Origin of the sequence: Pseudovibrio sp. Alg231-02, assembly GCF_900143565.1 — a bacterium.
GTDB lineage: Bacteria > Pseudomonadota > Alphaproteobacteria > Rhizobiales > Stappiaceae > Pseudovibrio.
The window spans coordinates 330800-354996 of the sequence record NZ_FREX01000002.1; the positions used below are offsets into that span (position 1 = coordinate 330800).

General features: G+C 53.9%; 19 protein-coding genes and 2 pseudogenes. 20 read left to right on the forward strand and 1 reads right to left on the reverse strand.

Going from position 1 to position 24197, the window contains the following annotated elements; translation table 11 throughout:
* Positions 1–55: 55 nt before the first annotated feature.
* The 3 genes from DHN43_RS07060 to pepT all read left to right on the forward strand — a co-directional run bounded on the left by DHN43_RS07060 (position 56) and on the right by pepT (position 2812).
* Positions 56–739 carry a formylglycine-generating enzyme family protein gene (locus DHN43_RS07060; protein WP_199914784.1) on the forward strand — a complete coding sequence of 228 codons (684 nt, stop codon included), beginning with the start codon at positions 56–58 and terminating at the stop codon, positions 737–739.
* Positions 740–858: 119 nt separating this feature from the next.
* Positions 859–1479, forward strand: coding sequence for a LysE family translocator (locus DHN43_RS07065; RefSeq protein WP_208994995.1), 621 nt, complete (start codon positions 859–861; stop codon positions 1477–1479).
* Between the two features lie 91 nt (positions 1480–1570).
* Positions 1571–2812, forward strand: coding sequence for a peptidase T (pepT, locus tag DHN43_RS07070; RefSeq protein ID WP_108818171.1), 1242 nt, complete (start codon positions 1571–1573; stop codon positions 2810–2812).
* 42 nt (positions 2813–2854) lie between these two features.
* Here pepT and DHN43_RS07075 read toward each other — a convergent pair whose 3' ends face one another.
* Positions 2855–3277 (reverse strand): helix-turn-helix domain-containing protein, encoded by a 423-nt coding sequence (locus DHN43_RS07075; protein WP_108818172.1) that lies wholly within the window; start codon positions 3275–3277, stop codon positions 2855–2857.
* A 69-nt stretch (positions 3278–3346) separates the two neighbouring features.
* On the opposite strand from DHN43_RS07075, the gene DHN43_RS07080 reads away from it, so the two are divergent.
* The 17 genes and pseudogenes from DHN43_RS07080 to ftsA all read left to right on the forward strand — a co-directional run bounded on the left by DHN43_RS07080 (position 3347) and on the right by ftsA (position 24146).
* Positions 3347–4579, forward strand: a complete 1233-nt coding sequence (locus DHN43_RS07080) for an MFS transporter (RefSeq protein WP_108818173.1) — start codon at positions 3347–3349, stop codon at positions 4577–4579.
* A gap of 286 nt (positions 4580–4865) precedes the next feature.
* On the forward strand, positions 4866–5684 hold the full coding sequence (locus DHN43_RS07085; RefSeq protein WP_108818174.1) for a sugar phosphate isomerase/epimerase family protein: 819 nt from the start codon (positions 4866–4868) through the stop codon (positions 5682–5684).
* A gap of 618 nt (positions 5685–6302) precedes the next feature.
* Positions 6303–6773 (forward strand): division/cell wall cluster transcriptional repressor MraZ, encoded by a 471-nt coding sequence (locus tag DHN43_RS07090; RefSeq protein ID WP_108818175.1) that lies wholly within the window; start codon positions 6303–6305, stop codon positions 6771–6773.
* On the forward strand, positions 6773–7810 hold the full coding sequence (gene rsmH, locus DHN43_RS07095; protein ID WP_208995123.1) for a 16S rRNA (cytosine(1402)-N(4))-methyltransferase RsmH: 1038 nt from the start codon (positions 6773–6775) through the stop codon (positions 7808–7810). The genes DHN43_RS07090 and rsmH overlap by 1 nt, the downstream gene beginning before the upstream one ends.
* A gap of 3 nt (positions 7811–7813) precedes the next feature.
* Complete coding sequence (gene ftsL, locus DHN43_RS07100; protein WP_057465722.1) at positions 7814–8167, forward strand: cell division protein FtsL; 354 nt, start codon at positions 7814–7816, stop codon at positions 8165–8167.
* Positions 8168–8178: 11 nt separating this feature from the next.
* Positions 8179–9903, forward strand: a complete 1725-nt coding sequence (locus tag DHN43_RS07105) for a peptidoglycan D,D-transpeptidase FtsI family protein (RefSeq protein WP_063319479.1) — start codon at positions 8179–8181, stop codon at positions 9901–9903.
* A 112-nt stretch (positions 9904–10015) separates the two neighbouring features.
* Positions 10016–11497 (forward strand): annotated as a pseudogene (locus DHN43_RS27610) (UDP-N-acetylmuramoyl-L-alanyl-D-glutamate--2,6-diaminopimelate ligase); the annotation flags it as partial.
* An 825-nt stretch (positions 11498–12322) separates the two neighbouring features.
* Positions 12323–13735: pseudogene (locus DHN43_RS27615) on the forward strand (UDP-N-acetylmuramoylalanyl-D-glutamyl-2,6-diaminopimelate--D-alanyl-D-alanine ligase); the annotation flags it as partial.
* Positions 13736–13745: 10 nt separating this feature from the next.
* Complete coding sequence (gene mraY / locus DHN43_RS07115) at positions 13746–14840, forward strand: phospho-N-acetylmuramoyl-pentapeptide-transferase (protein ID WP_063289943.1); 1095 nt, start codon at positions 13746–13748, stop codon at positions 14838–14840.
* A gap of 12 nt (positions 14841–14852) precedes the next feature.
* Complete coding sequence (gene murD, locus DHN43_RS07120; RefSeq protein WP_108818178.1) at positions 14853–16253, forward strand: UDP-N-acetylmuramoyl-L-alanine--D-glutamate ligase; 1401 nt, start codon at positions 14853–14855, stop codon at positions 16251–16253.
* Positions 16253–17410: an FtsW/RodA/SpoVE family cell cycle protein gene (locus tag DHN43_RS07125; RefSeq protein ID WP_108818179.1), complete on the forward strand. Its 1158-nt coding sequence runs from the start codon at positions 16253–16255 to the stop codon at positions 17408–17410. Before murD ends, DHN43_RS07125 begins: the two co-directional genes overlap by 1 nt.
* A gap of 28 nt (positions 17411–17438) precedes the next feature.
* Positions 17439–18563 (forward strand): undecaprenyldiphospho-muramoylpentapeptide beta-N-acetylglucosaminyltransferase, encoded by a 1125-nt coding sequence (gene murG, locus DHN43_RS07130; protein ID WP_063303394.1) that lies wholly within the window; start codon positions 17439–17441, stop codon positions 18561–18563.
* On the forward strand, positions 18560–19981 hold the full coding sequence (gene murC, locus DHN43_RS07135) for a UDP-N-acetylmuramate--L-alanine ligase (protein WP_108818180.1): 1422 nt from the start codon (positions 18560–18562) through the stop codon (positions 19979–19981). The genes murG and murC overlap by 4 nt, the downstream gene beginning before the upstream one ends.
* On the forward strand, positions 19978–20952 hold the full coding sequence (gene murB / locus DHN43_RS07140) for a UDP-N-acetylmuramate dehydrogenase (protein WP_108818181.1): 975 nt from the start codon (positions 19978–19980) through the stop codon (positions 20950–20952). Before murC ends, murB begins: the two co-directional genes overlap by 4 nt.
* Positions 20953–20998: 46 nt before the next feature.
* Positions 20999–21925 carry a D-alanine--D-alanine ligase gene (locus DHN43_RS07145; protein WP_208980677.1) on the forward strand — a complete coding sequence of 309 codons (927 nt, stop codon included), beginning with the start codon at positions 20999–21001 and terminating at the stop codon, positions 21923–21925.
* A complete protein-coding gene (locus DHN43_RS07150; RefSeq protein ID WP_208986869.1) occupies positions 21913–22827 on the forward strand; it encodes a cell division protein FtsQ/DivIB in 915 nt (304 codons plus the stop codon). The genes DHN43_RS07145 and DHN43_RS07150 overlap by 13 nt, the downstream gene beginning before the upstream one ends.
* Positions 22824–24146, forward strand: a complete 1323-nt coding sequence (gene ftsA, locus DHN43_RS07155; protein WP_063289938.1) for a cell division protein FtsA — start codon at positions 22824–22826, stop codon at positions 24144–24146. Before DHN43_RS07150 ends, ftsA begins: the two co-directional genes overlap by 4 nt.
* Positions 24147–24197: the final 51 nt, after the last annotated feature.

Here is a 24197-nt window from a genome sequence, read left to right on the forward strand (position 1 = left end):
GTTGGTGTGCCACACTCGGCGCGTTGGGGCTTATTGGTTTGTTGGAGATGCTGGAATGCTGTTGGGGGAGTCGAGTTCCACTTTGATACCGGAAATGGTGACGATCCCTGCCGGTGTCCTTCTTCAGAAAGATGATCGTAAAAGGGAGCGATGGACAGCTCAGGTTCAGTCGTTTGATACTTCGAAATATCTGGTTACACAGGCGCTGTATGCGTCTGTTCTGGATGAGCGGCCCTCTCAGTTTACTGGTGATGATTTGCCCGTTGACTCTGTCAGCTGGTTTGATGCGGTCAGGTTTTGTAATGGCCTTTCTGAGCGGTATGGCCTGAAGCCTTACTACCTTGAGCATGGGGACGGGCTGGTTGATCGGTGCGCCATAAGCGATGGGTATCGTCTGCTGACAGATGCTGAGTGGGAGTATGCGTGTCGTGCTGGTTCTCAAGGACCGCGCTATGGTGCGCTTGAAGATATCGGGTGGTTTGCCGAAAACTCAGCTGGAACTCCGCAGGCAGTAGGGTGCAAAGACCCGAATGAGTTTGGGCTCTACGATATGCTGGGCAATGTTTGGGAGTGGTGTTGGGATCTTTATGATCCAGCTGTTTATGGAGAGTACCGCGTGTTTAAAGGTGGTGGTTGGGCAGATGATGAACGGGGTTGCCTTGTCACCAACAGACGGCGCAGTCACCCAACCTTTCGTGTTGAGGACCTGGGTTTTCGTGTTGCGCGGTCAATAAAGTAAGTTGCTTGCTGGCAAGGAAGCCTCTGTCCAAGAAAAACACCGGTATTGTCTTGCAAGCTTGACTGCTCCAACGCAATCAATTACCCAAGATCTGATTTATGTATACAGTGGAATACAAAATGGATTTCTGGGTTTGGGTTTCTTTTGTGCTGATTTCTGCGGCGAATATTGTGACGCCGGGGCCAGCGATCCTTAATACCGTGCGACGGGCTGCGCAGTTGGGGATGGGGCGGGTTCTGCCGACTATTCTCGGCAATACACTTGGGCTTGCGATTGCGGGTGCATTTTGCGCGGGTGGTGTGGTGAGTTTTGTGCTCACCTCTGAGATTTTGTGGAGCGTGTTCCGATGGTTGGGCGTTGGGTATCTGGTCTGGCTTGGGCTGAAGTTTGTCTTCAAGCGCGAGGAGATTGATTTGACAGGAGATGTCAGCGTTTCTGTTTCTGGACTGACACTGTTCTGGGAAGCGTTTTTGCTGGCGGTGACCAATCCCAAAGCGATCCTGTTTTTTGTTGCGTTGTTCCCGCAAGTCATGAGCTCTGAGCTGGCGTTGCTGCCACAAGCGAGCATTCTGGTTGCAACATTTTGCAGCATCTCTGTTCTGTCTTTGAGTGGCTATTCTGCGTTGGCCTCGTTGTTGCGGGCGCGCTTTATCACTCAGGCGCGGTATCGCCGGTTCCGTGTTTTATCGGGCTTCGTTCTTTTTGGGTTTGCGGGAAAAATTGCGAGTGAGGTGCGGTAAAAGTGGTTTGCTTTTGCTCTTATGGCAGTGTTCCAACTTGAAAGTTGAGGGGGCTTCGCGCAGATAGAAGGTAACTGCAAGGAGATCTTCTATGAGAACAGAATTTGATCAGGAACTGGAAGAGCGCCTCGTTCGCTATGCGGCTATTGATAGCCAGAGCGATGAGACGTGCCCGGAGTCCCCAAGCTCTCAGATCCAGCTTGATGTACAAAAGGTGCTGCGTGCTGAGCTGATGGAGATTGGTGCCAGTGACGTTGAGCTGACTGAGTACGGCGTTGTTCTTGCCACTATTCCTGCGACTATCCAGACTGATGCGCCTGTGATTGGCCTGCTGGCGCACGTGGATACTGCTCCTGCCTACCATGCTGAGGGTGTGAAGCCGCGCGTTCATCGTGCTTATGATGGTTCTGCAATTTCCTTCCCGGATGCCTCTGAGCTGTCCCTGTCTCCTGAGAACTCCCGTTATCTTGGTGAGAAAATCGGTGATGACATTATCACCGCCAGTGGAAGTACGTTGCTGGGTGCGGATGACAAGGCCGGTGTTGCTATCATCATGTGTCTTGCACGTCATTTGCTTGCAAACCTTCAGATCCCTCATGGCAAGCTTCGTATTGCGTTTACGCCGGATGAAGAAATCGGGCGCGGTGTGCATGACAAGTTGCCAGGCGCTCTGGGTGCGGATTTTGCTTACACGCTGGATGGCGGCAAAGTGGGCGAGCTGAACTATGAGAACTTCTGTGCTGATGGTGCGACGGTAAAGATCACTGGTGTTTCTGTGCATCCTGGTTATGCGAAGGATAAGCTGGTCAATGCGTTGCATCTGGCGGGCAAGATCATCACCATGCTGCCGCATGCGACGATGACACCTGAGACCACTGATGGTCGTGATGGCTTTATCTTTATTGCCGACATGGTGGGGAATGCAGCTGAAGCGGAGCTGCATTTTGTGCTGCGTGATTTTGAGCTGGAAGGCCTTGAAGCGAAAGCTGATCTGCTGGAGCAGGTATGTGCTGCAGTTCAGGCTACTGAGCCGCGTGCTTCCATCTCTTGTGAGGTCAAAGAACAGTATCGCAACATGCACCATTGGCTGCGTGATGATATGACCCCAGTTGAGCTTGCTAAAGCAGCTTATGAGGACATGGGCTTGAGCGTTTCTTCCAAGCCGATCCGTGGTGGAACCGATGGGTCTGTGCTGACCGCGAAGGGGACATCCTGTCCGAACATCTTCACCGGCATGCAGGAAATCCATGGGCCGCTGGAATGGATCAGCGTGCAGGACATGGCATGTGCGATGCAGGTGTGCCTTAAGCTTGTTGAGCGCGCTGCGAAGTAAGAGGCTCCTACAAACCGCTTTATGAGAATATGAAACCGTCGGCTACTTGGTCGGCGGTTTTTTCTTTGCTGGTTTCCGCCTGTCCGATGCCTTGAGCATGCGTTGGAAGGAAGGGCACTCCATATGGCTTGGGGCAGGGCAGTCGGCCACGTGGTGCAGGACATTGCGCAGGGCTGTGAGTTCCTTGATTTGCTCATCAATCAGATCGGCACGTTCACGGATCTGCTCTCGCGGGATCTGGAGCTGACCCTTTTCAGAAAACATGCCTGCAATCTCTGTCAGTGAAAATCCACCAGCCTTGGCGAGTGTAATCAGAGAGAGTTTCGTCAGAATTTGCGGCTCGTACTGACGTCGGAGACCATGCCGCGTTATGGACTGAATGAGCCCGACTTCCTCATAATATCGCAGTGTGGAGGGCTTTACGCCTGAGCGTTCGGTGATCTCTCCAATATCTAGCAGTTTCATACTTGACCTCAAGTTGGCTTGAAGTCGTATCCTGATCTCAACAGGGTAATTTTGCAAGAGGATAAGCAAATGAAACAAGTGCACGTGGAGCCCGAACAACAGGTCTGGAAAGACCCCAGAGCGATTGCTCTTTTAATGGCGGCTACTTTAACAGTCATGGCGAACGCGACGATCAGTCCTGCTCTTGCTGGATTGGAGGAGATGTTCCGGGATGATCCAAATGTTCTTTGGTTGTCTCGGCTTCTGGTCTCAACGCCTTCGCTGACTGTTGTTATCTGTGCCCCGCTGGCTGGAGTGATCGCAGATCGCTATGGTCGGCGGGCACTGTTGCTTACGGGTGTCTTGCTGTTTGCTGTGATGGGAAGTGCCGGCATGATCCTGCCGGACCTGACGAGTATATTGATGAGCCGGTTGGGTCTTGGCATTGCAGTTGCCATGGTGATGACGGCGCAAACAGCTTTGATCGGTGACTACTTTGTCGGCAACCAGCGCAGCTCGCTGATGGGGCTACAGACGTCGGCTCGTAACTTTGGCGGTTTTCTCTTTATCTCAATGGCTGGCTTGTTGGCTGTTACTTCTCCGCGTTTGCCGTTTGCGATTTATGGGCTTGCGTTGCTCATGGTGCCGTTTTTGTGGCGTTATCTCAGCGAACCGGTGAAGCACTCTGCAGCTGCAAAGAAGGCTGCAAGTGCAGAAGACGACGGGTCTCCGGCCTGGGTCTGGCTGTTGGCGGCATTGGCTTTACTACAAATGCTGACTAATATGATCTTCTTCCTTATGCCGACACAGCTGCCGTTCTTTCTGGATGCTCAAGGGTATGACAGTGCGACTATGACAGGTGCTGCGCTGGGTGCGTTGATGCTGACTGGTGGCACGGCAGCTCTGCTTTACGGGCGGATTAAAGCGCGTGTTGGCTACAGTGGGGCATTTACGCTGGCCTACGGATTTATGGCGATTGGGCTGATGTTGCTGACCCTTCAACAAACCTGGAGCGTGTTCCTGGGGACCGCTGCGATGGGTGCCGGGTATGCGCTTGCGATGCCGAACTTTCCAGCTATCGCACTTCAGGTGGCTCCGAGTTCGCGGCGTGGTATGGCAGGTGGGGTTCTGACTTCCTCTGTTTTCCTTGGTCAGTTCCTCTCTGTTTTTGTCAGCATTCCTTTGATTGCTGCGGTTGGATTTGCCGGGACGTTTCGGATTGTGGCTACTGCGCTGACCTGCATGGCGCTTATCGGCTTACTCGTCTTTATCTGGCGCTCGGTTCGTAAGGCGGCAACGGCGTTTGTGCGGATGGAAAACTGAGTGTGATGAGCTTACGAGAGCGTCAGCTTTTGAACGTGTTAAGCGCATTTTTTGTTGATGCTCTCGATCGCTCTGGAATAGTACGTAGACCGTGCAAAACGAAACTGTCATGGTGCTCTGATTGCCGCAAATTATATGCGGCGGGATGAGCGCTTAAAGCAGTGAGAGCGAGCCGGAACAAGGTAAGCAGCTTTAGGCGATGTAATGCCTTTGACATGCAAGACATGTAAGAGCAAAGGCATAACTGAAAGCAGTGCCTTTTGAGGCCTTATCTTGGAATAGCCGCATGAGTGATTTGCCGGTTTTAGGCGCAGCAATGTGCGTCAAACATCTTCCCCAACATCGTGAATGGTTGCTGGAGCTGCCTCGGGATCTTGAGCTGCAGGATTTCTATAATTGGAACTTGCTGGACAATGGGTGTGATGACTTGGTCGCAGAAGCAAAGAAGCTTCTGGATGGACATGAGGGGCGCCTCGGTCTGCATGGCCCGTTCTGGAATCTGGACCTTTCTGCCGCTGATCCGCTGTTTCAGCAGGCTGTTCGCAAGCGTCTGGATCAAGGTATTGAGTTGTGCGATAAAATGGGTGCAGACCAGATGGTGCTGCACAGTCCTTACACGATCTGGGATCACAACAACCTCGACCTTTATGACAATGGTCGTCAGATGAAGCTGGAAATGATCCATGCGAACCTGAAGGACGTTGTTGCCAAGGCGGAGGACATGGGTTGTGTCATCGTGTTGGAGAACATCGAAGATCTGGACCCGTCCTACCGGTTGGAGATCCTGAAGAGTTTTGAGAGTGGAGCTCTGGCGCTTTCGATTGATACCGGGCACGCTCACTACATGCACTCCTGTTATGGCGCGCCGCCGGTTGATTACTTCATCAAGTCAGCTGGTGATGCTTTGCAGCATGTGCACATTCAGGACATTGATGGCCATGCTGACCGCCACTGGAATCCGGGTGAGGGTTCTATTCCGTGGGAGCCTTTGTTTGCAGAACTGGCAAAACTGAAGAGCAATCCACGCCTGATCCTTGAGATCATGGATGAGACCACTTTGCGTAAAGGCGCAGACTATCTGGTTGGGTTGGGTCTCGCCAGATAACGGGAGGCTTTCTCCCTGTGATGAGATATGGGGTCGGCAGTGCTGCCGGCCTCCTTTGTTTGAGCGATCAAAGTAACCAGTAAAACCAATTGTGATCGCAGTGTGTGACGTGCCTTCCCAGTGGGATTTATCGACTCAGGACAATCTTGGGTAGGTATGGGAAACTGCCCCACCGTCCTCAGAATGGGCATGGAATTTCATGGTCCGGCATGGGAAAACCGGGGCTTAGCCAAGGCTAATAGGTTAAAATCACTAGAGCCAATCGGCGAAATTCTTTCTTCGACCTCTGTAAAAACTGTGAGTACTTCTGGTTGTAATCGTATTTTGGATGCGTGTAACTCGCAGAAATCCCTGCGTAAACTCCTATCAATACTTCGTTTACCATAATTGGTGATAACTAGCAGATGTTAAGGGGCATTCTTTTCGGTTTGGGCTGGTGGGTTCATTGACGTCCCATGCTATCCCATGGTATCCCATAGGCTCCCGGGATATTCCGGTTTGTACTTCAGTAATCTTGTTGTTTTTGCCTGATTTGAGCGCTGGCTCTCCAAGGAGTGGAGAGTTGTTTGATGTGCCGCTGACAGATCAAGAAGATCTGGCTCATTAAAGAGGGGACCAATGGCTGGTTTTGTTTCGCACTTCACCAATCGGGTGGATGCAAAGGGTCGTGTATCGATCCCTGCACCCTTTCGTGCGGCGTTGGCGAAAGACGGCTTTGAGGGACTCTACTGTTTCCCATCTCCTTTTCAGGAGGCGGTTGATGCAGGCGGTAACGGACTTACAGCGGAAATCCAGAAACGACTTGATGCGTTTTCAACGCTCTCAATGGAGTACGACGCTCTGTCCACGGCGCTTTACGGCGCAAGTGAAACCCTGAAAATTGATCGGGATGGCCGGATTGTTCTTTCTGAGATGATCCGCAACCACACCGGCATTGATGGCGAAGTCACGTTTGTTGGGCAGGGGTTTAAGTTTCAGATTTGGGAACCGACAAGGTTCTCCAAGCACCGCGACGAGGCTATGAAGCGGGCGCTTGCAGTATTGTCTTCCGGCGGTGCGCCGGGGACGACAGCCGGAGGGGCACTATGATGACGGGCGGCGACGGAGACAAATCCGGTATCGCTGGCGGACCAGCGCGTCACATTCCAGTCCTTCTGGAACGGGTGCGGGAGGCAATGGCCCCCGCGCCGGGTGATGTGATTATTGACGGCACGTTCGGTGCCGGTGGTTACTCCAGGGCTTTTCTTGAGGCTGGAGCCAGTGTGATTGGCGTTGATCGGGATCCAGATGCGATCCGTGACGGTCGCGTTTTGGAGCAAGAGTCCGATGGACGCTTGCAACTGGTTCATGGGCAGTTTGTTGATCTTGAAGACCATGCACGCACGCTTGGCTATGATGCTGTTGACGGCGTGGTGATGGATCTTGGCGTGTCTTCCATGCAGTTGGATCAGGCGGAGCGTGGTTTCTCGTTCCGGTTCGATGGACCGTTGGATATGCGCATGGAGCAGGATGGTCCAAGTGCGGCGGACGTGGTGAATACCATGGAGCGCCAGCACTTGACGCGCATCATTGGGATGCTTGGCGAAGAAAAGCGTGCTTCCAGTGTTTCCCATGCCATTTGTCAGGCGCGTGAAGAGAAGCCTTTTGAGACGACGCTTGAGCTTGCTCGCGTTATCGAGAAGGTGGTGAAGCGTAATCCGAAGAAGGCCAGCATTCATCCGGCAACGCGGACCTTTCAGGCGCTACGTATCTATGTGAATGGCGAGTTGCATCAGGCGGCTGGTGCTCTTGCTGCAGCGGAACGGGTTTTGCGTCCGGGTGGGCGTCTGGTTGTTGTGACGTTCCATAGTCTGGAAGATCGTATTGTAAAGCGGTTCCTTGCGGATCGCTGCAAGACCCGCGGTGGCGGATCCCGCCATATGCCGGAGATGGATATTCCTCCTCCGACTTTCGAATTTATCGTGAAGGGCAATCAGGATGCCAGCGTTGAGGAGATTACTGATAATCCTCGCGCACGTTCTGCTCGTTTGAGAGCTGGACGGCGGTTGGATACGCCTTCGCGGGAGTTAGATATTCATGCGGCAGGCGTTCCGCGCCTTGCTTCATTCCACGGTCTAGGAGGCTAAGCTATGCTGCGCTTCGTAAATCTGTTCTTTATTGTTGCGGTGGTTATTGGTGCTGCGCTCGTTTACGACATCAAGATGTCTAACGAAAACCTTGCCGATCAGGTGCGTCAGCTTTCTGCTGAGATTGCTAAGGAAAAAGACGATATCCGTTACTACAAAGCCCAGTGGAGTGTGCTTAATCAGCCGGGGCGTTTGCAGGGTATCGTTGATCGTTACAACGATATTTTGAAGCTTGAGCCACTGCGTGCGGAACAGATCACGACACTGAAGGCGTTGCCGGTTAGACCTGTTCTGATGGAGCCAGTCTCTGCTGATGCGATGAGCGGTTACGCCAGTCGCGTTACATCCGTACAGTGAGGGAGGGGCTCGTGGCCAGGAAAGCTGACAGCTCCTTTTTGCGGCGGTCTAATGTGAACCAAAAGCATGGCACAAGTGCGATCCGGCTTCGTGGTCCGGGACGCTCGCGCATTTTCTTTGCGATGACTATTTTTGTGTTTGTGTACGGAGCTATTGCCGGTCGTCTGATCCTGCTTGGTTTGCAGGATGGGGACCCTGCTGAGCGGTTCCTTGCTGCACAGAGTTCTGTTGCTCAGGCGCGCCCTGATATTGTTGACCGCAATGGTGAAATCCTCGCGACCGATATCAAGAGTGCTGCGCTTTATGCTGAGCCGCGCAAGATCCCTGATACAGATGAAGTCTTTGACGGGCTGATCTCTGTTTTGCCGGAGCTGGATACGCCATCTATCAAGAAGCGTCTTGAGAGCAATGCGCTGTTTACGTGGCTCAAGCGTGAGATCTCGGTTGAGCAGCGACAGGCCATTCACGCGCTGGGTTTGCCGGGTGTCGGCTTCCGTGAGAGCAATAAGCGGTTTTATCCAGGTGGTCAGACGGTCAGTCACATTCTGGGGACTGTGAATGTCGACAACCAGGGCCTCTCTGGTATGGAGAAGTATGTCGATCAGGCGTGGCTGAAGGATCTGCAGGATCTTGGCTTTACGCAGGATCGGACCATGGAGCCTGTCAAGCTTTCGGTTGATCTGCGGGTTCAGCATGCGGTGCGTGATGAGCTGCGCCGTTCCATGGAATACTACAAGGCCAAAGCGGCCATGGGTGTGGTGCTGAAAGCGGACACTGGTGAAGTGATCGCCATGACGTCGCTGCCGGACTTTGATCCAAACAACCGTCAGCAGGCGCTTGAAAAAGCACGCATGAACCGGGTGACTGGTGGTGTGTTTGAGATGGGCTCCATCTTTAAAGGCATTACCATTGCGATGGCGCTGGATAGCGGCAAGGTGAAGCTGGAAGACGGCTTTGACGCTACCAAGCCTATCCGTGTTGCAGGTCAGAAGATCGATGACTTCCACGGGAAACGCCGTGTTTTGTCCGTGCCTGAAGTTTTCATTTACTCCTCCAATATCGGCACCATCAAAGTCATGCAGAAAGCGGGCATTGAGGAGCAAAAGGCGTTCCTGAAGAAGGTTGGCCTGACCCAGAAAATGACGACCGAGATTCCTGGCGTTGCGCGGCCTCTGCTTCCACCGAAGTGGAATGATCTTGCTGCAATGACGATCTCTTTTGGTCATGGTTTGGGTGTAACGCCGCTGCAGATGGCTGTTGCGGGTGCAACTCTGGTCAATGGCGGCAAGTATCTTGAACCAACGTTCCTACCTCGCAGTGAGGAAGACGCTGACAAGCTTGCTCAACAGGTTCTGAAACCAGAAACCAGCGAGATCCTTCGGTATCTCAACCGTGAAAATGTCCTGCGTGGATCCGGGCGGCGTGCTGCTGTGCCGGGTTATGATGTTGGCGGTAAGACTGGAACAGCGCAGAAGGTTGTGAATGGCCGTTATGCTGAAGGTGTTTATCTGAACTCCTTTATGTCGGCGTTCCCGATGTCCAATCCTGAGTATCTCGTTTTGATTGTTTTGGATGAGCCGCAAAAAGTGGAGGGGCAACGTTATTCCACCGCAGGGTGGAATGCTGTGCCAACCACTGCATCTGTTATCCGCAGAATTGCACCAATGCTCGGCGTAGTGCCTGATTTCGCAGATGACGCAGAAACAATTCCGGTTTCATATCAGAACCGGAACTAAACAGGAGAATTGAATGAGGCAATACACGGAGATTTTGGGGAAATATGAAGACAATTGTTCTCCAAATCTGGTTTGCCACATTCATGTCTCATAGGCCGGACATATCGACGCTATGTTGCTTAAAGACCTTACAAAACAAGAGATAATCTCCGCCGAGGGCGATGGACCAGACGGGGTTGATACTCTTAATATTTCGGGGCTTACTGCTGATAGTCGAGCAGTGGAGCCCGGTTTTGTTTTTGCTGCTCTCAAGGGTGCGAAAATTGATGGTGCGAAATTTATCGAGCAGGCCGTAGACGCTGGTGCTGCTGCCATTTTGATTGATGCGGATAGAATTTCTGATGATATCCGCAAGCAAGCCAAACAGGTTCCGCTGGTCGCTGCACAAGATGCGCGCCGGGAGCTTGCTTTGATGGCGGCTGCTTTCTCTGGCAAACAGCCTGAGAAGATGGTCGCTGTTACAGGCACTGCGGGCAAAACGTCTGTTGCTGTTTTCGTGCGTCAGATCTTTGAATATGCCGGGCTGGTTTCTGCCAGTCTTGGAACCATTGGTACTGTCACATCGACAGGGCAGAGCTATGGCGGCTTGACCACACCTGACCCTGTGTCTTTGCATGAAGACCTTAAGCGTCTGGCAGAGGATGGGATTACCCATGCGGCCCTGGAGGCGTCCAGTCACGGGTTGGACCAGCATCGTCTTGATGGTGTGCGCATTGTTGCAGCTGGCTTTACCAACCTTGGCCGAGACCACATGGACTACCACCCAACGGTGGAAGACTACCTTCAGGCAAAATTGCGTTTGTTCCGCGATCTTTTGCCGGATGATGGTGTGGTTGTTGTTGATCCGGAAACGCAATTTGCTGACCGCGTTCTGGCGATTGCGGAAGAGCGCGGCCTCAAGACGTTTACGACTGGTGTTTTTGGCGATGATCTGAAAGTGCTTAGCGTTCAGCCGGAAGGGTTCAGTCAGGTTCTTGAGCTGGAAACGGTTGAGGGCGTGTTTTCTGTCGCCTTGCCGCTGGCAGGTGATTTTCAGGTGAGCAATGCCCTGATTGCTGCGGGGCTGGCTATTTCTGCTGGTGTGGAGCTTCAAACTGTTCTTGAAGCGCTGACTGTGCTGCGTGGTGCGCCGGGCCGGATTGAGCATGTAGGCACACGTGAAAACGGCGCTCTGGTATTCGTGGATTATGCTCATAAGCCGGAAGCGCTGGAGAATGTGCTTGCAGCATTACGTCCCTTTGCGGCTGGTCGCCTGATCAGTGTGTTGGGGTGTGGCGGTGATCGTGATGCGGGTAAACGTCCGTTAATGGGCGAGATTTCTGCTCGTCTTGCTGATGTTTCCATTGTGACTGATGATAATCCGCGCACGGAAGATCCTGACAAAATTCGTGAGGAGATTGTTGCTGCCTGTCCTGCCGCGCTTGAGATTGGAGATCGTGCACTTGCTATTCGCCAGGCGGTGAAGATGCTGCAGGAAGGCGATGTGCTTTGTGTGGCCGGTAAGGGGCATGAAACAGGGCAGATTGTTGGAACAGAAGTTCTGCCTTTCTCTGACCATGAAGAAATCCAGAAAGCGCTTGCAGAAGCTTCTGCTGAAAATGGTGGGTCTCCTGTTGCTGAGAGTGATCTGCCTGAGATCTCTCTTGATCTGGATGAGATGGATCTGCTGGCTGATGAAGGTGATGAGCTGGCAGCTGCAGACGCGCTGGATGATGATGACCTATTGGCTGCGGTGCAGGCTGGTGTTGAGGAGCTGGAAGCTACTCTGCCGGAAAATCCTGATGATGCGCGTGATCAAGAGGAAGAAGACTGGCTGGCGCTGGAAGAAGATGTTCTGGGCGCTGATGATCTTGCAGATGCGGAACTGGCTGATGTTGAAAGCCATGATCCTGATTTTGGCAAGGATGGCTTCCCCAATGTTGCGGAAGATACACCGGATGCACTTGAAGACGAGCTGCTGGGTGATCTAGCGGCTATCGAAGCCGAAGCCGAAGCCGAAGCCGAAGCCGAAGCCGAAGCCGAAGCCGAAGCCGAAGCCGAAGAGAAGCCTGAAGTCGCGGCAGAGAGTGCTGTTGAGCCGGAAGAGGCGCCAAACGCGGATGCGGATGCATTTCTTGCGGATGAAGGTCTTGAAGAGGTTGCTCCGGAGGTCACGGAAGATGTATCGCAGTCCACTCAACCCGATGAGCAGGACGGCACAGAAGCAATAGGTGGGTTACCTGCTTCTGAGGAACCTACTGAGACGGCTGAGACTGCTGCTTTTGAGCGTAAAACCGAAGAAAAACCAAAGCTCAAGTCAGCGATAGACAAGCCTGAGTGGACTATCGTCCCCCATATCAACCTATTGGACCCGGACATTAAGTCGGAATATGAGCGGCAAATGATTGAACTGCCTGAAATAGACCGTGGGCCGCTGTGGCTGCTTAACGATTTTCTGGAGGCAGTAGATGGGGATGTTCACGGTGATCTGAGTGATGACATAACCGGAATCTCCATTGATAGCCGGGTGATCCAGCCCGGTGAAGCCTTCTTCGCGATTAAGGGCGAGAACTTTGACGGTCATGCGTTCGCGGGAACAGCTGTTGAGGCTGGTGCTGCTGTGGCTGTTGTTGCGCGTGACAAGCTTGCTGAGCTGCCGGAAGGTGGCCGCTATGTGGCTGTTGATGATGTGCTTCAAGCGTTGGAGCGCCTTGGTGTGGTTGCTCGCGCGCGCTCGAAAGCTCGGATCATCGCGGTTACTGGTTCTGTTGGAAAAACAGGCACGAAAGAAGCTTTGCGTCTCTGCCTGTCAAAGTCCGGTATCACCCATGCACCTGTGGCGAGCTTCAACAACCATTGGGGTGTGCCGCTGACATTGGCGCGTATGCATGCTGATACTGAGTTTGGCATCTTTGAGATTGGTATGAACCATCGCGGTGAGATCACGCCACTGGTGAAAATGGTTCGTCCGCATGTGGCAATCGTGACCACTGTGGAGCCTGTGCATCTGGAAGCCTTTAACTCCGTTGAAGATATCGCGCGTGCGAAGGCTGAGATCTTCACTGGCATCGAAAAGGGTGGTGTGGCGATCCTGAACCGGGATAACCGACAGTATGATTTGCTTCGCTATCTGGCAGCTGTGGCCGGAGTACGGAACATTGTCAGCTTTGGTATGCAGCCGGGTGCTCAGTCCATTGCCAAAAAAGTGGCTGCAAACCCAGATTGTTCTTGCCTGAATGCCAATATTCTTGGGCAGGAAATCTCCTACAAGATCGGCGCTCCAGGCGCACACCATGTGATCAACTCACTGGGCGTGCTGACCGGGGTTATGGAGCTGGGGGCCAATCTTGCGTTTGCTGGTCTGGCCCTTGCAGAAATGTCTGCGCCGAAAGGGCGTGGTGCGCAGACCGTTCTTGATGTGAATGGTGGCACGGCGTTGCTTGTTGACGAGAGCTATAATGCCAATCCGGCGAGTATGCGGGCTGCGATCAATCTGGTGGCTGGTTTGCCCGTTGCGAAGAATGGCCGTCGCATCGCCGTATTGGGAGATATGCTCGAATTAGGTGCAGATTCCGACAAGTTGCACGCAGACCTTGCGCGTGAACTGGAGCGCGCAAAGATCGACGTGGTTTATTGTGTGGGTACTCACATGAAGGTGCTCTGGGACCTGTTGCCTGCACAGACCAGAGGCGCCTATTCAGAGACCTCCGACAAACTGGAAAAAGACCTGTTGTCGGAAGTGCGTCCCAACGACATCGTGATGGTAAAGGGCTCCCTTGGAACCCGTATGGGTCCACTTGTGGATGCCTTGAAGAAACGTTTTCCTGAACCGGCTGCAACCGGTAAGTCCTGAGGTTGACTAAATGCTATATTTGCTGGCGGAGCTTTCAGAGGTTTATCCTTCCCTGTCTGCGCTGAATGTTTTTAAATACATTACGTTCCGTACCGGCGGCGCGATTATGACTGCTTTGTTGTTTGTGTTCCTGTTTGGCCCGCGCATCATTGATGCATTGCGTTCGCGTCAGGGTCACGGACAGCCAATTCGTGAAGACGGGCCTGCGAGCCATCTGCTGACAAAAAAGGGTACGCCTACCATGGGCGGCCTGATGATCCTTTCCGGGATGATTGTTGCGACGCTGTTGTGGGCTGACCTTCGCAATCCCTATACCTGGATCGTTCTGGGTGTGACTGTCGGTTTTGGCCTCATTGGTTTTTATGATGACTATCTGAAAGTCACCAAGTCTTCGCACAAAGGCTTTGGCGGTAAAGCACGCTTGGGTCTTGAGTTCCTGATTGCGGGTCTTGCGGCTTTTGCGGTGACGCTTCTGGATGCCGAGCCATTTTCCACCAGTATCGGTTTTCCGTTCTTTAAAGAGCTGACGCTGAACCTAGGTCTGTTCTTCATCCCATTCGCTGCCTTTGTTGTTGTTGGCGCGGGCAATGCGGTGAACCTGACTGATGGTCTGGACGGTCTTGCGATTGTGCCGGTGATGATTGCTGCTGCCGCGTTTGGTCTGGTCGCATACCTGACTGGTAATGCTGTGTTCTCCAGCTATCTACAGATCCACCATGTGGCGGGCACTGGTGAGCTTGCTGTTGTGTGTGGTGCGGTGATTGGGGCTGGTCTTGGGTTCTTATGGTTCAACGCTCCACCTGCTGCGATCTTTATGGGTGATACAGGTTCTCTGGCTCTGGGCGGTATGCTGGGCGCGATTGCTGTTGCGACCAAGCACGAGATTGTTCTGGCGATCATCGGCGGTCTGTTTGTGCTGGAAGCGGTTTCAGTGATTGTGCAGGTGGCGTCGTTCAAGCTGACTGGCAAGCGTGTGTTCCGCATGGCGCCAATTCACCACCACTTTGAGCATCTGGGCTGGACTGAGAGTCAGGTGGTTATTCGTTTCTGGATCATTGCTGTTGTGCTGGCCCTTGTTGGTCTTGCCACACTGAAACTGCGTTAGGAGGTTCGACACATGATCCCTATCCGTCATCTTGCAGGCAAAGAAGTCGCGTTGTTCGGGCTCGGAGGGTCCGGGCTCGTGACTGCGCGTGCGCTTGAGGCTGGTGGGGCTCGCGTTGATGTGTGGGACGATAATGAGGCCAGCGTCGCGACGGCTGAAGAATACGAGCTTGCTGCGATTGATCTGCGTGAGGCGGATATGTCCCGCTACGCAGCGCTGGTTGTTGCTCCGGGTGTTCCGCTGACGCATCCGACGCCGCACTGGAGTGTGGAGCGGGCGAGACAAGCTGGTATTCCGGTGATTGGGGATGTGGAGCTTTTCGTGAATGAGCGGGAAGCGGTTTGTCCGGAGGCACCGTTTGTTGCCATCACTGGCACCAACGGCAAATCCACCACGACTGCTCTGATTTCGCATGTGCTTAAAGAATGCGGCATGGATGTTCAGATGGGGGGCAATATTGGCCGTCCGGTTCTGGACCTTGAAGAGTTTTCCGAGGATCGCGTCTATGTGGTTGAGGTCTCCTCCTACCAGATCGATCTTGCCCCAAGTCTTGTGCCGGATATCGGCGTGATGATGAATCTGTCGCCGGACCATCTGGACCGGCATGGGAGCATGGAGAATTACGCTTCCATCAAAGAGCGGATTGTTAAAGCGGCGCGTTTGGCTGTTGTCGGCGTGGACGATGAGTACAGCGCTGCCATTGCACAGCGCCGGGCGGAAAGCGGTGAGCCGGTTGAGCTGATCTCCTGTCTGGGGCCTGTCGAGTTTGGCGTTTATGCTGAAGACGGTAAGGTCTTTGAGGTTTTTGATGAAGAGCAGGTGGTTGTGGCTGACCTGTCCTCCTCCAACACTTTGCGTGGTTCTCACAACGGGCAGAATGCCTCTGCTGCTGTTGCGGTTTGTGCAGCGCTTGGGCTGGAGCTTGACGAGATTGCGGGGGCGCTTGCGACCTTCCCGGGTCTTGCGCATCGTTTGATGCTGGTTGCTGAAGCAGGCAAGGTTTTGTTTGTGAATGACAGTAAGGCAACCAATGCGGAAGCTGCTGCCCATGGGTTGGCGGCGTTTGACCGGATTTACTGGATTGCTGGTGGTCGTCCCAAAGCGGGCGGGATCTCTTCGCTTAAAGCCTACTTCCCGAAAGTCGTGAAGGCTTATCTGATTGGGGAAGCGGCGGAAGAGTTTGAGCAAGAGCTTGCCGGGGGTGTTGAGGCGCATAAGTTTGGCTCTCTGGAACTGGCTGTTGAAGCGGCGGCACAAGATGCTGCGCGGGATCAGAGCAGTGAGGCGGTGGTTTTGCTGTCTCCGGCCTGTGCCTCGTTTGACCAGTTCAAGAGCTTTGAAGTTCGCGGGGATGCATTTGTGAGCGCGGCTGTTGCTGCTGCCAAAATGCTGAAGGGTGAGGGAGCACGCTGATGGTATCACGTACGGATCGCAGTGCATTTGCAGAATGGCTCTGGACGATTGACCGTTACATGCTGATCGGCATCTTCACGCTGATGGTGTCCGGTCTGGTGTTGTCTCTTGCCGCGAGCCCTCCTGTTGCTGAACGCCTTGGGCTTGAGAGCTTCTACTTTGTGAAGAAGCAGGCGCTTTTCCTTATTCCAAGCGCTGCCGTGATGCTGGGCGTTTCTGCGCTTTCACCACGCTATATACGCCGGGTGGCATTGGTGGTGTTCTGCGTGATGCTGGTGCTGTTGTTGGGTACGCTGTTTTTCGGGTCTGACATTAAAGGCGCGCGGCGCTGGGTGAGCTTGTTTGGTATTTCCATTCAGCCGTCAGAGTTTATCAAGCCAGTGCTGGTGGTGATCATTGCGTTTCTATTGTCTGAAGGGCGTAAAGCCCAGGACATTCCGGGGCAGCTGATCTCCATTCTTCTGTTTGGCATTGTGGCCGCCATGCTTGTGGCGCAGCCTGACTTTGGACAGACCATGCTGCTGACCATTGTGCTGTTTGCGCTGTTCTTCCTGAACGGGTTGTCCTGGCTGGCGATTGTGCCGCTCGGGCTCATGGGCATTCTTGGCGTTGCTGCGGGCTTTACGTATCTGCCGCACGTTCGTGGGCGTATCATGCGTTTTCTGGATCCGTCTTCCGGTGATACCTACCAGATCGATAAAGCGATCGACTCCTTCATTGCCGGGGGGTGGCTAGGCCGCGGTGTGGGAGAAGGTACGGTGAAACGAATTTTGCCCGATAGCCATACGGACTTCATTTTTGCGGTGGCTGCTGAAGAATACGGCATCATCGTTTGTGTGGTGCTGGTGACCGTTTTTGCATTCGTTGTGCTGCGTGGTCTTTACATGGCAACACAGGATCAGGATCCGTTTGGCCGTCTGGCGTCTTCCGGTCTTATTGTCATGTTTGGCCTGCAAAGCACCATCAACATGGCGGTGAACCTCAATCTAATGCCTGCGAAGGGAATGACCCTTCCATTGATCTCATCAGGTGTGTCGTCGTTGATGGCGATTTCCCTGACGATGGGTTTTGTGCTGGCGCTGACGCGCAAACGTCCGCAACCTCGGAAGAACCCGATTATTACCGTTACCCGTGCTGCCCCTGTGCAGCCTGCCTAAAAGAGTTTTGCCTGTGTCGGAGAGTGAAATGAAGCCAAAGATTATGCTCACTGCTGGAGGAACGGGTGGTCACCTGTTTCCTGCACAAGCGCTGGCCTGTGAGCTGAAGCGCCGTGGGTATGGTGTTGAGCTGATCACGGACAGTCGCGCAGACAAGTATGGCAGCGCGTTTCCGGCAGACAACGTGCATCTGGTCAAAAGCGATACCATTCGCGGTAAGAACCCGATTTCTCTTGCCAAGACAGCAATCAAACTTGGCTTGGGTACGTTGCAGGCCATGAAAGCAATCCGCGCGGCGAAGCCTGCTGCGATTGTTGGTTTTGGCGGTTATCCGACCTTTCCGCCAATGTTCGCTGGCCGTCTCTTAAGCGTTCCATCCATTTTGCATGAAGCCAACGCTGTGATGGGCCGGGCGAACCGGATGCTGGCCAAGGGTGCAAGTGCGGTTGCGACCAGTTTTCCGCTGAAAACACTGCCTGCTGATCTGGCTGCTAAAGCGACCATGACTGGCAATCCACTGCGTGACAATGTGATTGCGGTGTGTGGTCAGACTTATAACGCACCAGAAAAAGGTGGCGCCTTTCATCTGCTGGTGTTTGGTGGCTCGCAAGGAGCGCGTGTATTCTCTCAGATTTTGCCGGCTGCGTTGAAGCTGATGGCGCCGGAAGATCGCGAGCAGCTGGTCGTTGTGCAGCAGGCTCGCCCTGAAGATCTGGAGGGGCTTGAAAGCTCCTATCGCGAGATGGGTGTTGCCGCGCAGGTGGCGTCTTTCTTTACGGATTTGCCTGAGCGCATTGCGGCGGCTCATCTGGTTATCAGCCGTTCCGGTGCTGGTACTGTATGCGAGCTGGCAGCGATTGGGCGTCCTTCTATTTTAGTGCCTTTACCGGGTGCTCTTGATAACGATCAGGGCATGAATGCGAATGTGCTTGCTGAAGCAGGTGGCGCATGGCCGATCCCACAAAAAGAACTTGATCCGCAACGACTGGCCCGTGAGCTGAAAGAACTCATGGATAATCCGGGCCGTCTTGCACAGGCAGCACACGCAGCACAGGCGCAGGGCGCGCCGGAAGCTGTACAGCGCCTTGCGGATCTGACCGAAACACTTGTTGGTGCTGCACCGGCAACTGAACAGAAAGAGATTGCCTCATGAAAATGCCAGTAGACATTGGGGGAGTACACTTCGTCGGTATCGGCGGCATTGGCATGAGCGGTATTGCCGAGGTGCTGCATAATCTTGGTTACCGTGTTCAGGGCTCTGACATGTCCGAGAATGCAAACGTGCAGCGTTTGCGTGATAAGGGCATCAAGGTCATGGTGGGTCATGCTGCTGAGAACCTTGAGGGCGCTGATGTTTGTGTCATCTCTTCCGCAATCAAAGGCAGCAATGTTGAGCTGAAGGCAGCACGCGAAAACAACATGCCTGTTGTGCGCCGCGCTGAAATGCTGGCGGAGCTGATGCGCTTTAAACAGGCGATTGCCATTGGCGGCACGCACGGCAAGACGACGACGACCTCTATGGTTGCGGCGCTGCTGGATGCTGGCCATATGGACCCGACTGTTATCAATGGCGGTATCATCAACGCTTACGGCACCAATGCCCGCATGGGTGAGGGTGACTGGATGGTGGTTGAGGCGGACGAGTCCGACGGGACATTCGTCAAGCTTCCTGCTGATATTGCTGTGGTGACCAACATCGATCCTGAGCATCTTGATCACTACGGCGATTTTGATGGTGTCCGTGCTGCGTTTGCCCAGTTTGTTGAGAATGTTCCGTTCTACGGATTTGCGGTTATGTGTCTGGATCACCCGGAGGTGCAGAGCCTTGTGGGTCAGATTGAAGACCGCCGGATCATCACTTACGGCACCAACCCGCAGTCAGATGTTCGCTTTACTGATGTCTCCACCAAGGGTGGCAAATCCATCTTCACCGTGATCATTCATGATCGTCGCGGGGACAAGGTAACTGAGCTGAAAGATCTGGTGCTGCCAATGCCGGGTCTGCACAACGTGTCCAATGCGACGGCTGCAATTGCTCTGGCGCATTCTCTCGGTATTTCTGATGCGAACATCCGCAAGGGGTTGGCAAGTTTTGGCGGAGTGAAGCGTCGTTTTACGCACACTGGCTCCTGGAATGACGTAGAGTTTTTTGACGACTACGCGCACCATCCAGTTGAGATTAAGTCCGTCTTGCATGCGGCGCGTGAAGCAGCTGAAGGGAAGGTGGTTGCTGTGATGCAGCCCCATCGCTTTACGCGCTTGGAGAGCCTGTTTGAAGATTTCTGTGCCTGCTTCAATGATGCAGACAAGGTTGTGATTACACCTGTGTTTGCAGCTGGTGAGCAGCCGATTGAAGGGGCTGGTCAGGCTGATCTGATTTCCGGTCTGCGTGCTGGTGGTCACCGTTCGGTTCACAGCATTGCCGGTCCTGATGAGCTGGCTGGTAAGATTGCAGAGCTGGCGGAGCCGGGTGATCTGGTGATTTGCCTTGGTGCAGGGAACATTACCCAGTGGGCTTACAAGTTGCCTGTAGAGCTGGAAGCGCTCTCTCCCAAAGGAGAGACTGTATGAGCCAAACTGTAAGCTACCCTGATCTCCTGCCGCTTCTTGGTGATGCTGTCGAAGATATTCGCGGTCGTCTTATTCCGAACCAGTTGCTTTCTGCTGTGACATGGTTCCGTGTGGGAGGTCCTGCGCAGTTGATGTTCCAGCCTGCTGATGAGGCAGATCTGGCTGTGTTCATGAAAGCACTGCCTGAGGATGTGCCGGTGACTGTGGTTGGGCTTGGTTCCAACTTGCTGGTGCGTGATGGTGGCATTGAAGGCGTTGTTATTCGTCTGCCAATCCGCGGGTTTGGTCAGGTTGAATACCTTGGCGGCCATAAGTTGCGGGCAGGGGCGTGCGTTCCTGACAAGAAGCTGGCGGAAGAAGCGGCCAAGACGGGCACGGGTGGATTTGCATTCTACACTGGCATTCCGGGGGCTGTTGGTGGCGCCTTGCGCATGAATGCAGGGGCTCATGGGACAGAGACAAAGGACCGTGTTGTTAACGTTAACGCGGTGACACGATCCGGCGAAATCCTCACTCTTTCCAATGAGGAAATGGGCTATGCGTATCGCCATTCCTCTGCGTCAAAGGACCTGATTTTTACCAGTGCGGTGTTTGAAGGTTTTGCGCAGAGTGAAGACGAGATTCGCGCAGAAATGGCTGAAGTTGTTGCTCATCGTGAGAAAGCACAGCCCATTCGTGAGAAAACCGGTGGTTCCACTTTCAAAAATCCTGACGGCAACAGTGCCTGGAAGGTGGTTGATGCGGCTGGATGTCGTGGATTGCAGATCGGCGGCGCAAAAATGTCGGAATTACACTGCAACTTTATGTTGAACGTTGCAGACGCTACCGCTCACGATTTGGAAATGCTTGGCGAGACTGTTCGCCGGGATGCTCTGGCAAAGACAGGGACGCGTCTGGAATGGGAAATCAAGCGTCTTGGGGCGTTTGTGGACGGAGCGGCGATTGAGCCGTTTTTGGGTAAAGCGGGCTAATTCCGTTCACGTGTTGTTTTAGGCGTTTAAATCAGGATTGGGTTTTGTGATGACCAAGCATGTTGCAGTTTTGATGGGTGGATGGGTTGCTGAGCGACCTGTTTCTCTGTCTTCAGGCAAAGACTGTGCGGACGCTCTGGAAGCGGCTGGTTATCAGATCACGCGTGTGGATGTTGACCGCAACATTTCTGCTGTGCTTCAGGAGCTGAAACCGGACGTGGCATTCAATGCGCTGCATGGGCCGTTTGGTGAAGACGGAGCTATTCAGGGTATTCTGGAAGTGCTCGATATTCCCTACACCCATTCCGGAGTGATGTCGTCTGCGCTTGCCATGCATAAGGAAAAGGCGAAGGCCGTGATGAAGGCTGCCGGTGTTCCGGTTGCCAATGCCATTGTGGCCAGCCGCGCTGATGCTGCGCGCCGTCATGTGATGGAACCGCCTTATGTGATCAAACCAATCAACGAAGGATCGTCCTTTGGTGTGCTGATTGTGAAGGAGGGGCAAGAGCATCCTCCGCAGGAATTGACACGCGAAGATTGGCAGTATGGTGATTTGCTCATGGTCGAGCGTTACATCCCAGGCCGTGAATTGACGTGCGCGGTGATGGGTGATGTGGCGTTAGGGGTACTAGAAATTGTACCGCTGGGTCACACTTATTACGATTATGATGCAAAATACGTCCCAGGCGGTTCACAACACATACTTCCTGCGGAAATTTTACCATCTGTTTACCAAGAAATACAAAAATCAAGTCTCAAGGCACATCAGGCTCTGGGGTGTCGCGGCGTTACACGCGCCGACTTCCGTTTTAACGAAGGACCCGGTGGCCTAGGAGAACTGATTTGTCTTGAGGTGAACACTCAACCCGGCATGACGCCAACATCACTGCTCCCGGAAATCGCGGCACACGCCGGACATGATTTTCAAGAATTGGTGAGTTGGATCGTGGAGGACGCAAGTTGCGGAAGATAAAGGCAAAATTTGATGCATTGCGGGAACGCACAGGCATCTGGAGCTATCGCTTCAGAAGTCGTGGCGTATCGCGTTTGCACCAGAGACCCGCTTGGGGGGTCACTGGATTTTTTGCACTTATCCCATCCTGGGCACCAACTGCGGGCGCTTTTGGCTTCCTTGCATTGTCCGCTGCTTATGGCATTACGCTGGGTGGACACGCCCGTAATGTAAGCGAATCAGTTACATCCTCCGTCGGTTTCGCGGTGAATGAGATCAAAATGGAAGGTTTGCAGCGTGTTACCGAGTTTCAGGTGCTGGAAGCGCTTGAACTTCACGAACGTCCTTCTTTGATGTTGTTTGATGCGGCTGACGCGAAAGAGCGTCTGGAAGGTATTGCCTGGATCCGGAATGCGGCAATCCAGAAGTTCTACCCCGGTACGCTGCGTGTGATGATCAAAGAGCAAGAGCCTTATGCGCTCTGGCAGCGTGGGGACATTACGTCTGTCATCACCAAAAAAGGCGAGGTCATCACCGATGAGGTGGATGGCCGTTATGCGAACTTGCTTCGCGTGGTCAATCACGGTGCGCAGCTGCGTGCTGGTGAGATTATGAGCGAGCTGGACAATTTCCCAGGTATCCGTGCCCGGGTGCGCGCTGCAAAGCTGCGCTCCGAACGACGCTGGGATCTTGCCCTGGAAAACGGAATTACAGTGCGTCTGCCAGAATTTGATGTTGGCGATGCACTGGCGGAACTTAAGAAGCTGGATGATCAAGGTGGTTTGCTCTCCCGCGATATCGTCGCGGTGGACCTGCGTTTGCAGGATCGCGTTGTGGTGCGTCTTTCGGATGACGCCGCCATTCGCCGCAAAACCACCATCGAGCAACGAGGTACGCCCTCCAACTCCGGGAGGGACACATGAGCTCGAATAAGAACGTGATTTTTCTGCCGCGGATGCGGCCTTTGCCGAGCCGCAGATCTGTTGTGGTTTCTGTGCTGGACGTCGGCTCCACGAAAGTGTGCTGTATTATCGCGAAATTGGTGCCTGGCGACGAGGAAGACCTGATGCCGGGCCGTTCGCATGGCATTGAGGTGCTGGGATACGGGTATCAGGCGTCTGCTGGCATGAAGTCCGGCGTTGTTGTGGACATGGATCAGGCTGAGCAGGCGATCCGCCGCGCGGTTGATCAGGCCGAGCGTATGGCCGGTGTGATGGTGGAAACGCTGCTGGTGACTGTCAGCTGTGGCCGTCTGCAGAGCGAGATCTTCTCCGCCACTGTGCCGCTTGGAACTGAAGGTGTGACTGAGGCCGATATTCAGCGTGTGCTGGCGGCGGGTTCTACCCATACGGCGACCGAGGGACGGGCGGTGATGCATGCGCTGCCGATCTCCTACGGGCTGGATGGCAACCGCGGCATTCGTGATCCGCGTGGCATGATGGGCCGCAAGCTGGGCGTGGACATGCAGGTGGTTTCTGCAGAAGTGCCGCCAGTGCGTAATCTGGAGCTTTGTATCGAACGTGGACACCTGCAAGTGGAGTCTCTGGTTGCGACGCCTTACGCAGCAGGCCTTTCCACGCTGGTAGAAGACGAGATTGAGCTGGGTGTTGCCTGTATTGATATGGGTGGTGGCACAACCACGCTTTCGATTTTTGTTGATGGGCAGATGGTGCATCTGGATGCGCTGGCTGTTGGCGGTAATCACGTCACCATGGACGTGGCGCGCGCGCTCTCCACACGGATGGAAGCTGCTGAACGTTTGAAAGTTTTACATGGGTCTGCGCTGCCAAGTGTGGTGGACGACCGTGATTTTATTCAGGTGCCGCCCGTGGATACGGATGGCGATCTGCCAACGCAGATCCCCCGGGCGATGCTGACGCGGGTTATTCGCCCGCGCGTTGAAGAAATATTGGAGATGGTGCGAGACCGGATTGTCGCTTCTGGTTTTGCAGGCCGAGTGGGCAAACGTGTTGTGCTGACAGGTGGGGGCAGTCAGTTGACTGGCCTTTCTGAAACGGCACGACGCATTCTTGGACGCAGTGTGCGTCTGGGGCGTCCGTTGGGTATCTCCGGTTTGCCAGAGGAAGCCAAGGGTCCGGCGTTCTCGGCAGCTGTGGGCCTGCTGATTTATCCGCAGGTGGCACAGATTGAGCAATTCGAACCCCGGCACCAACGCCGTGGCCTTAAAGGGCGCGGGAGCTATCTGGCTCGGGTTGGTCAGTGGATTAGAGAAAGTTTCTAGTGGGGATCGCATAACCCCCACTATCACGAGTTTCGCCAGATGCGGCGGACG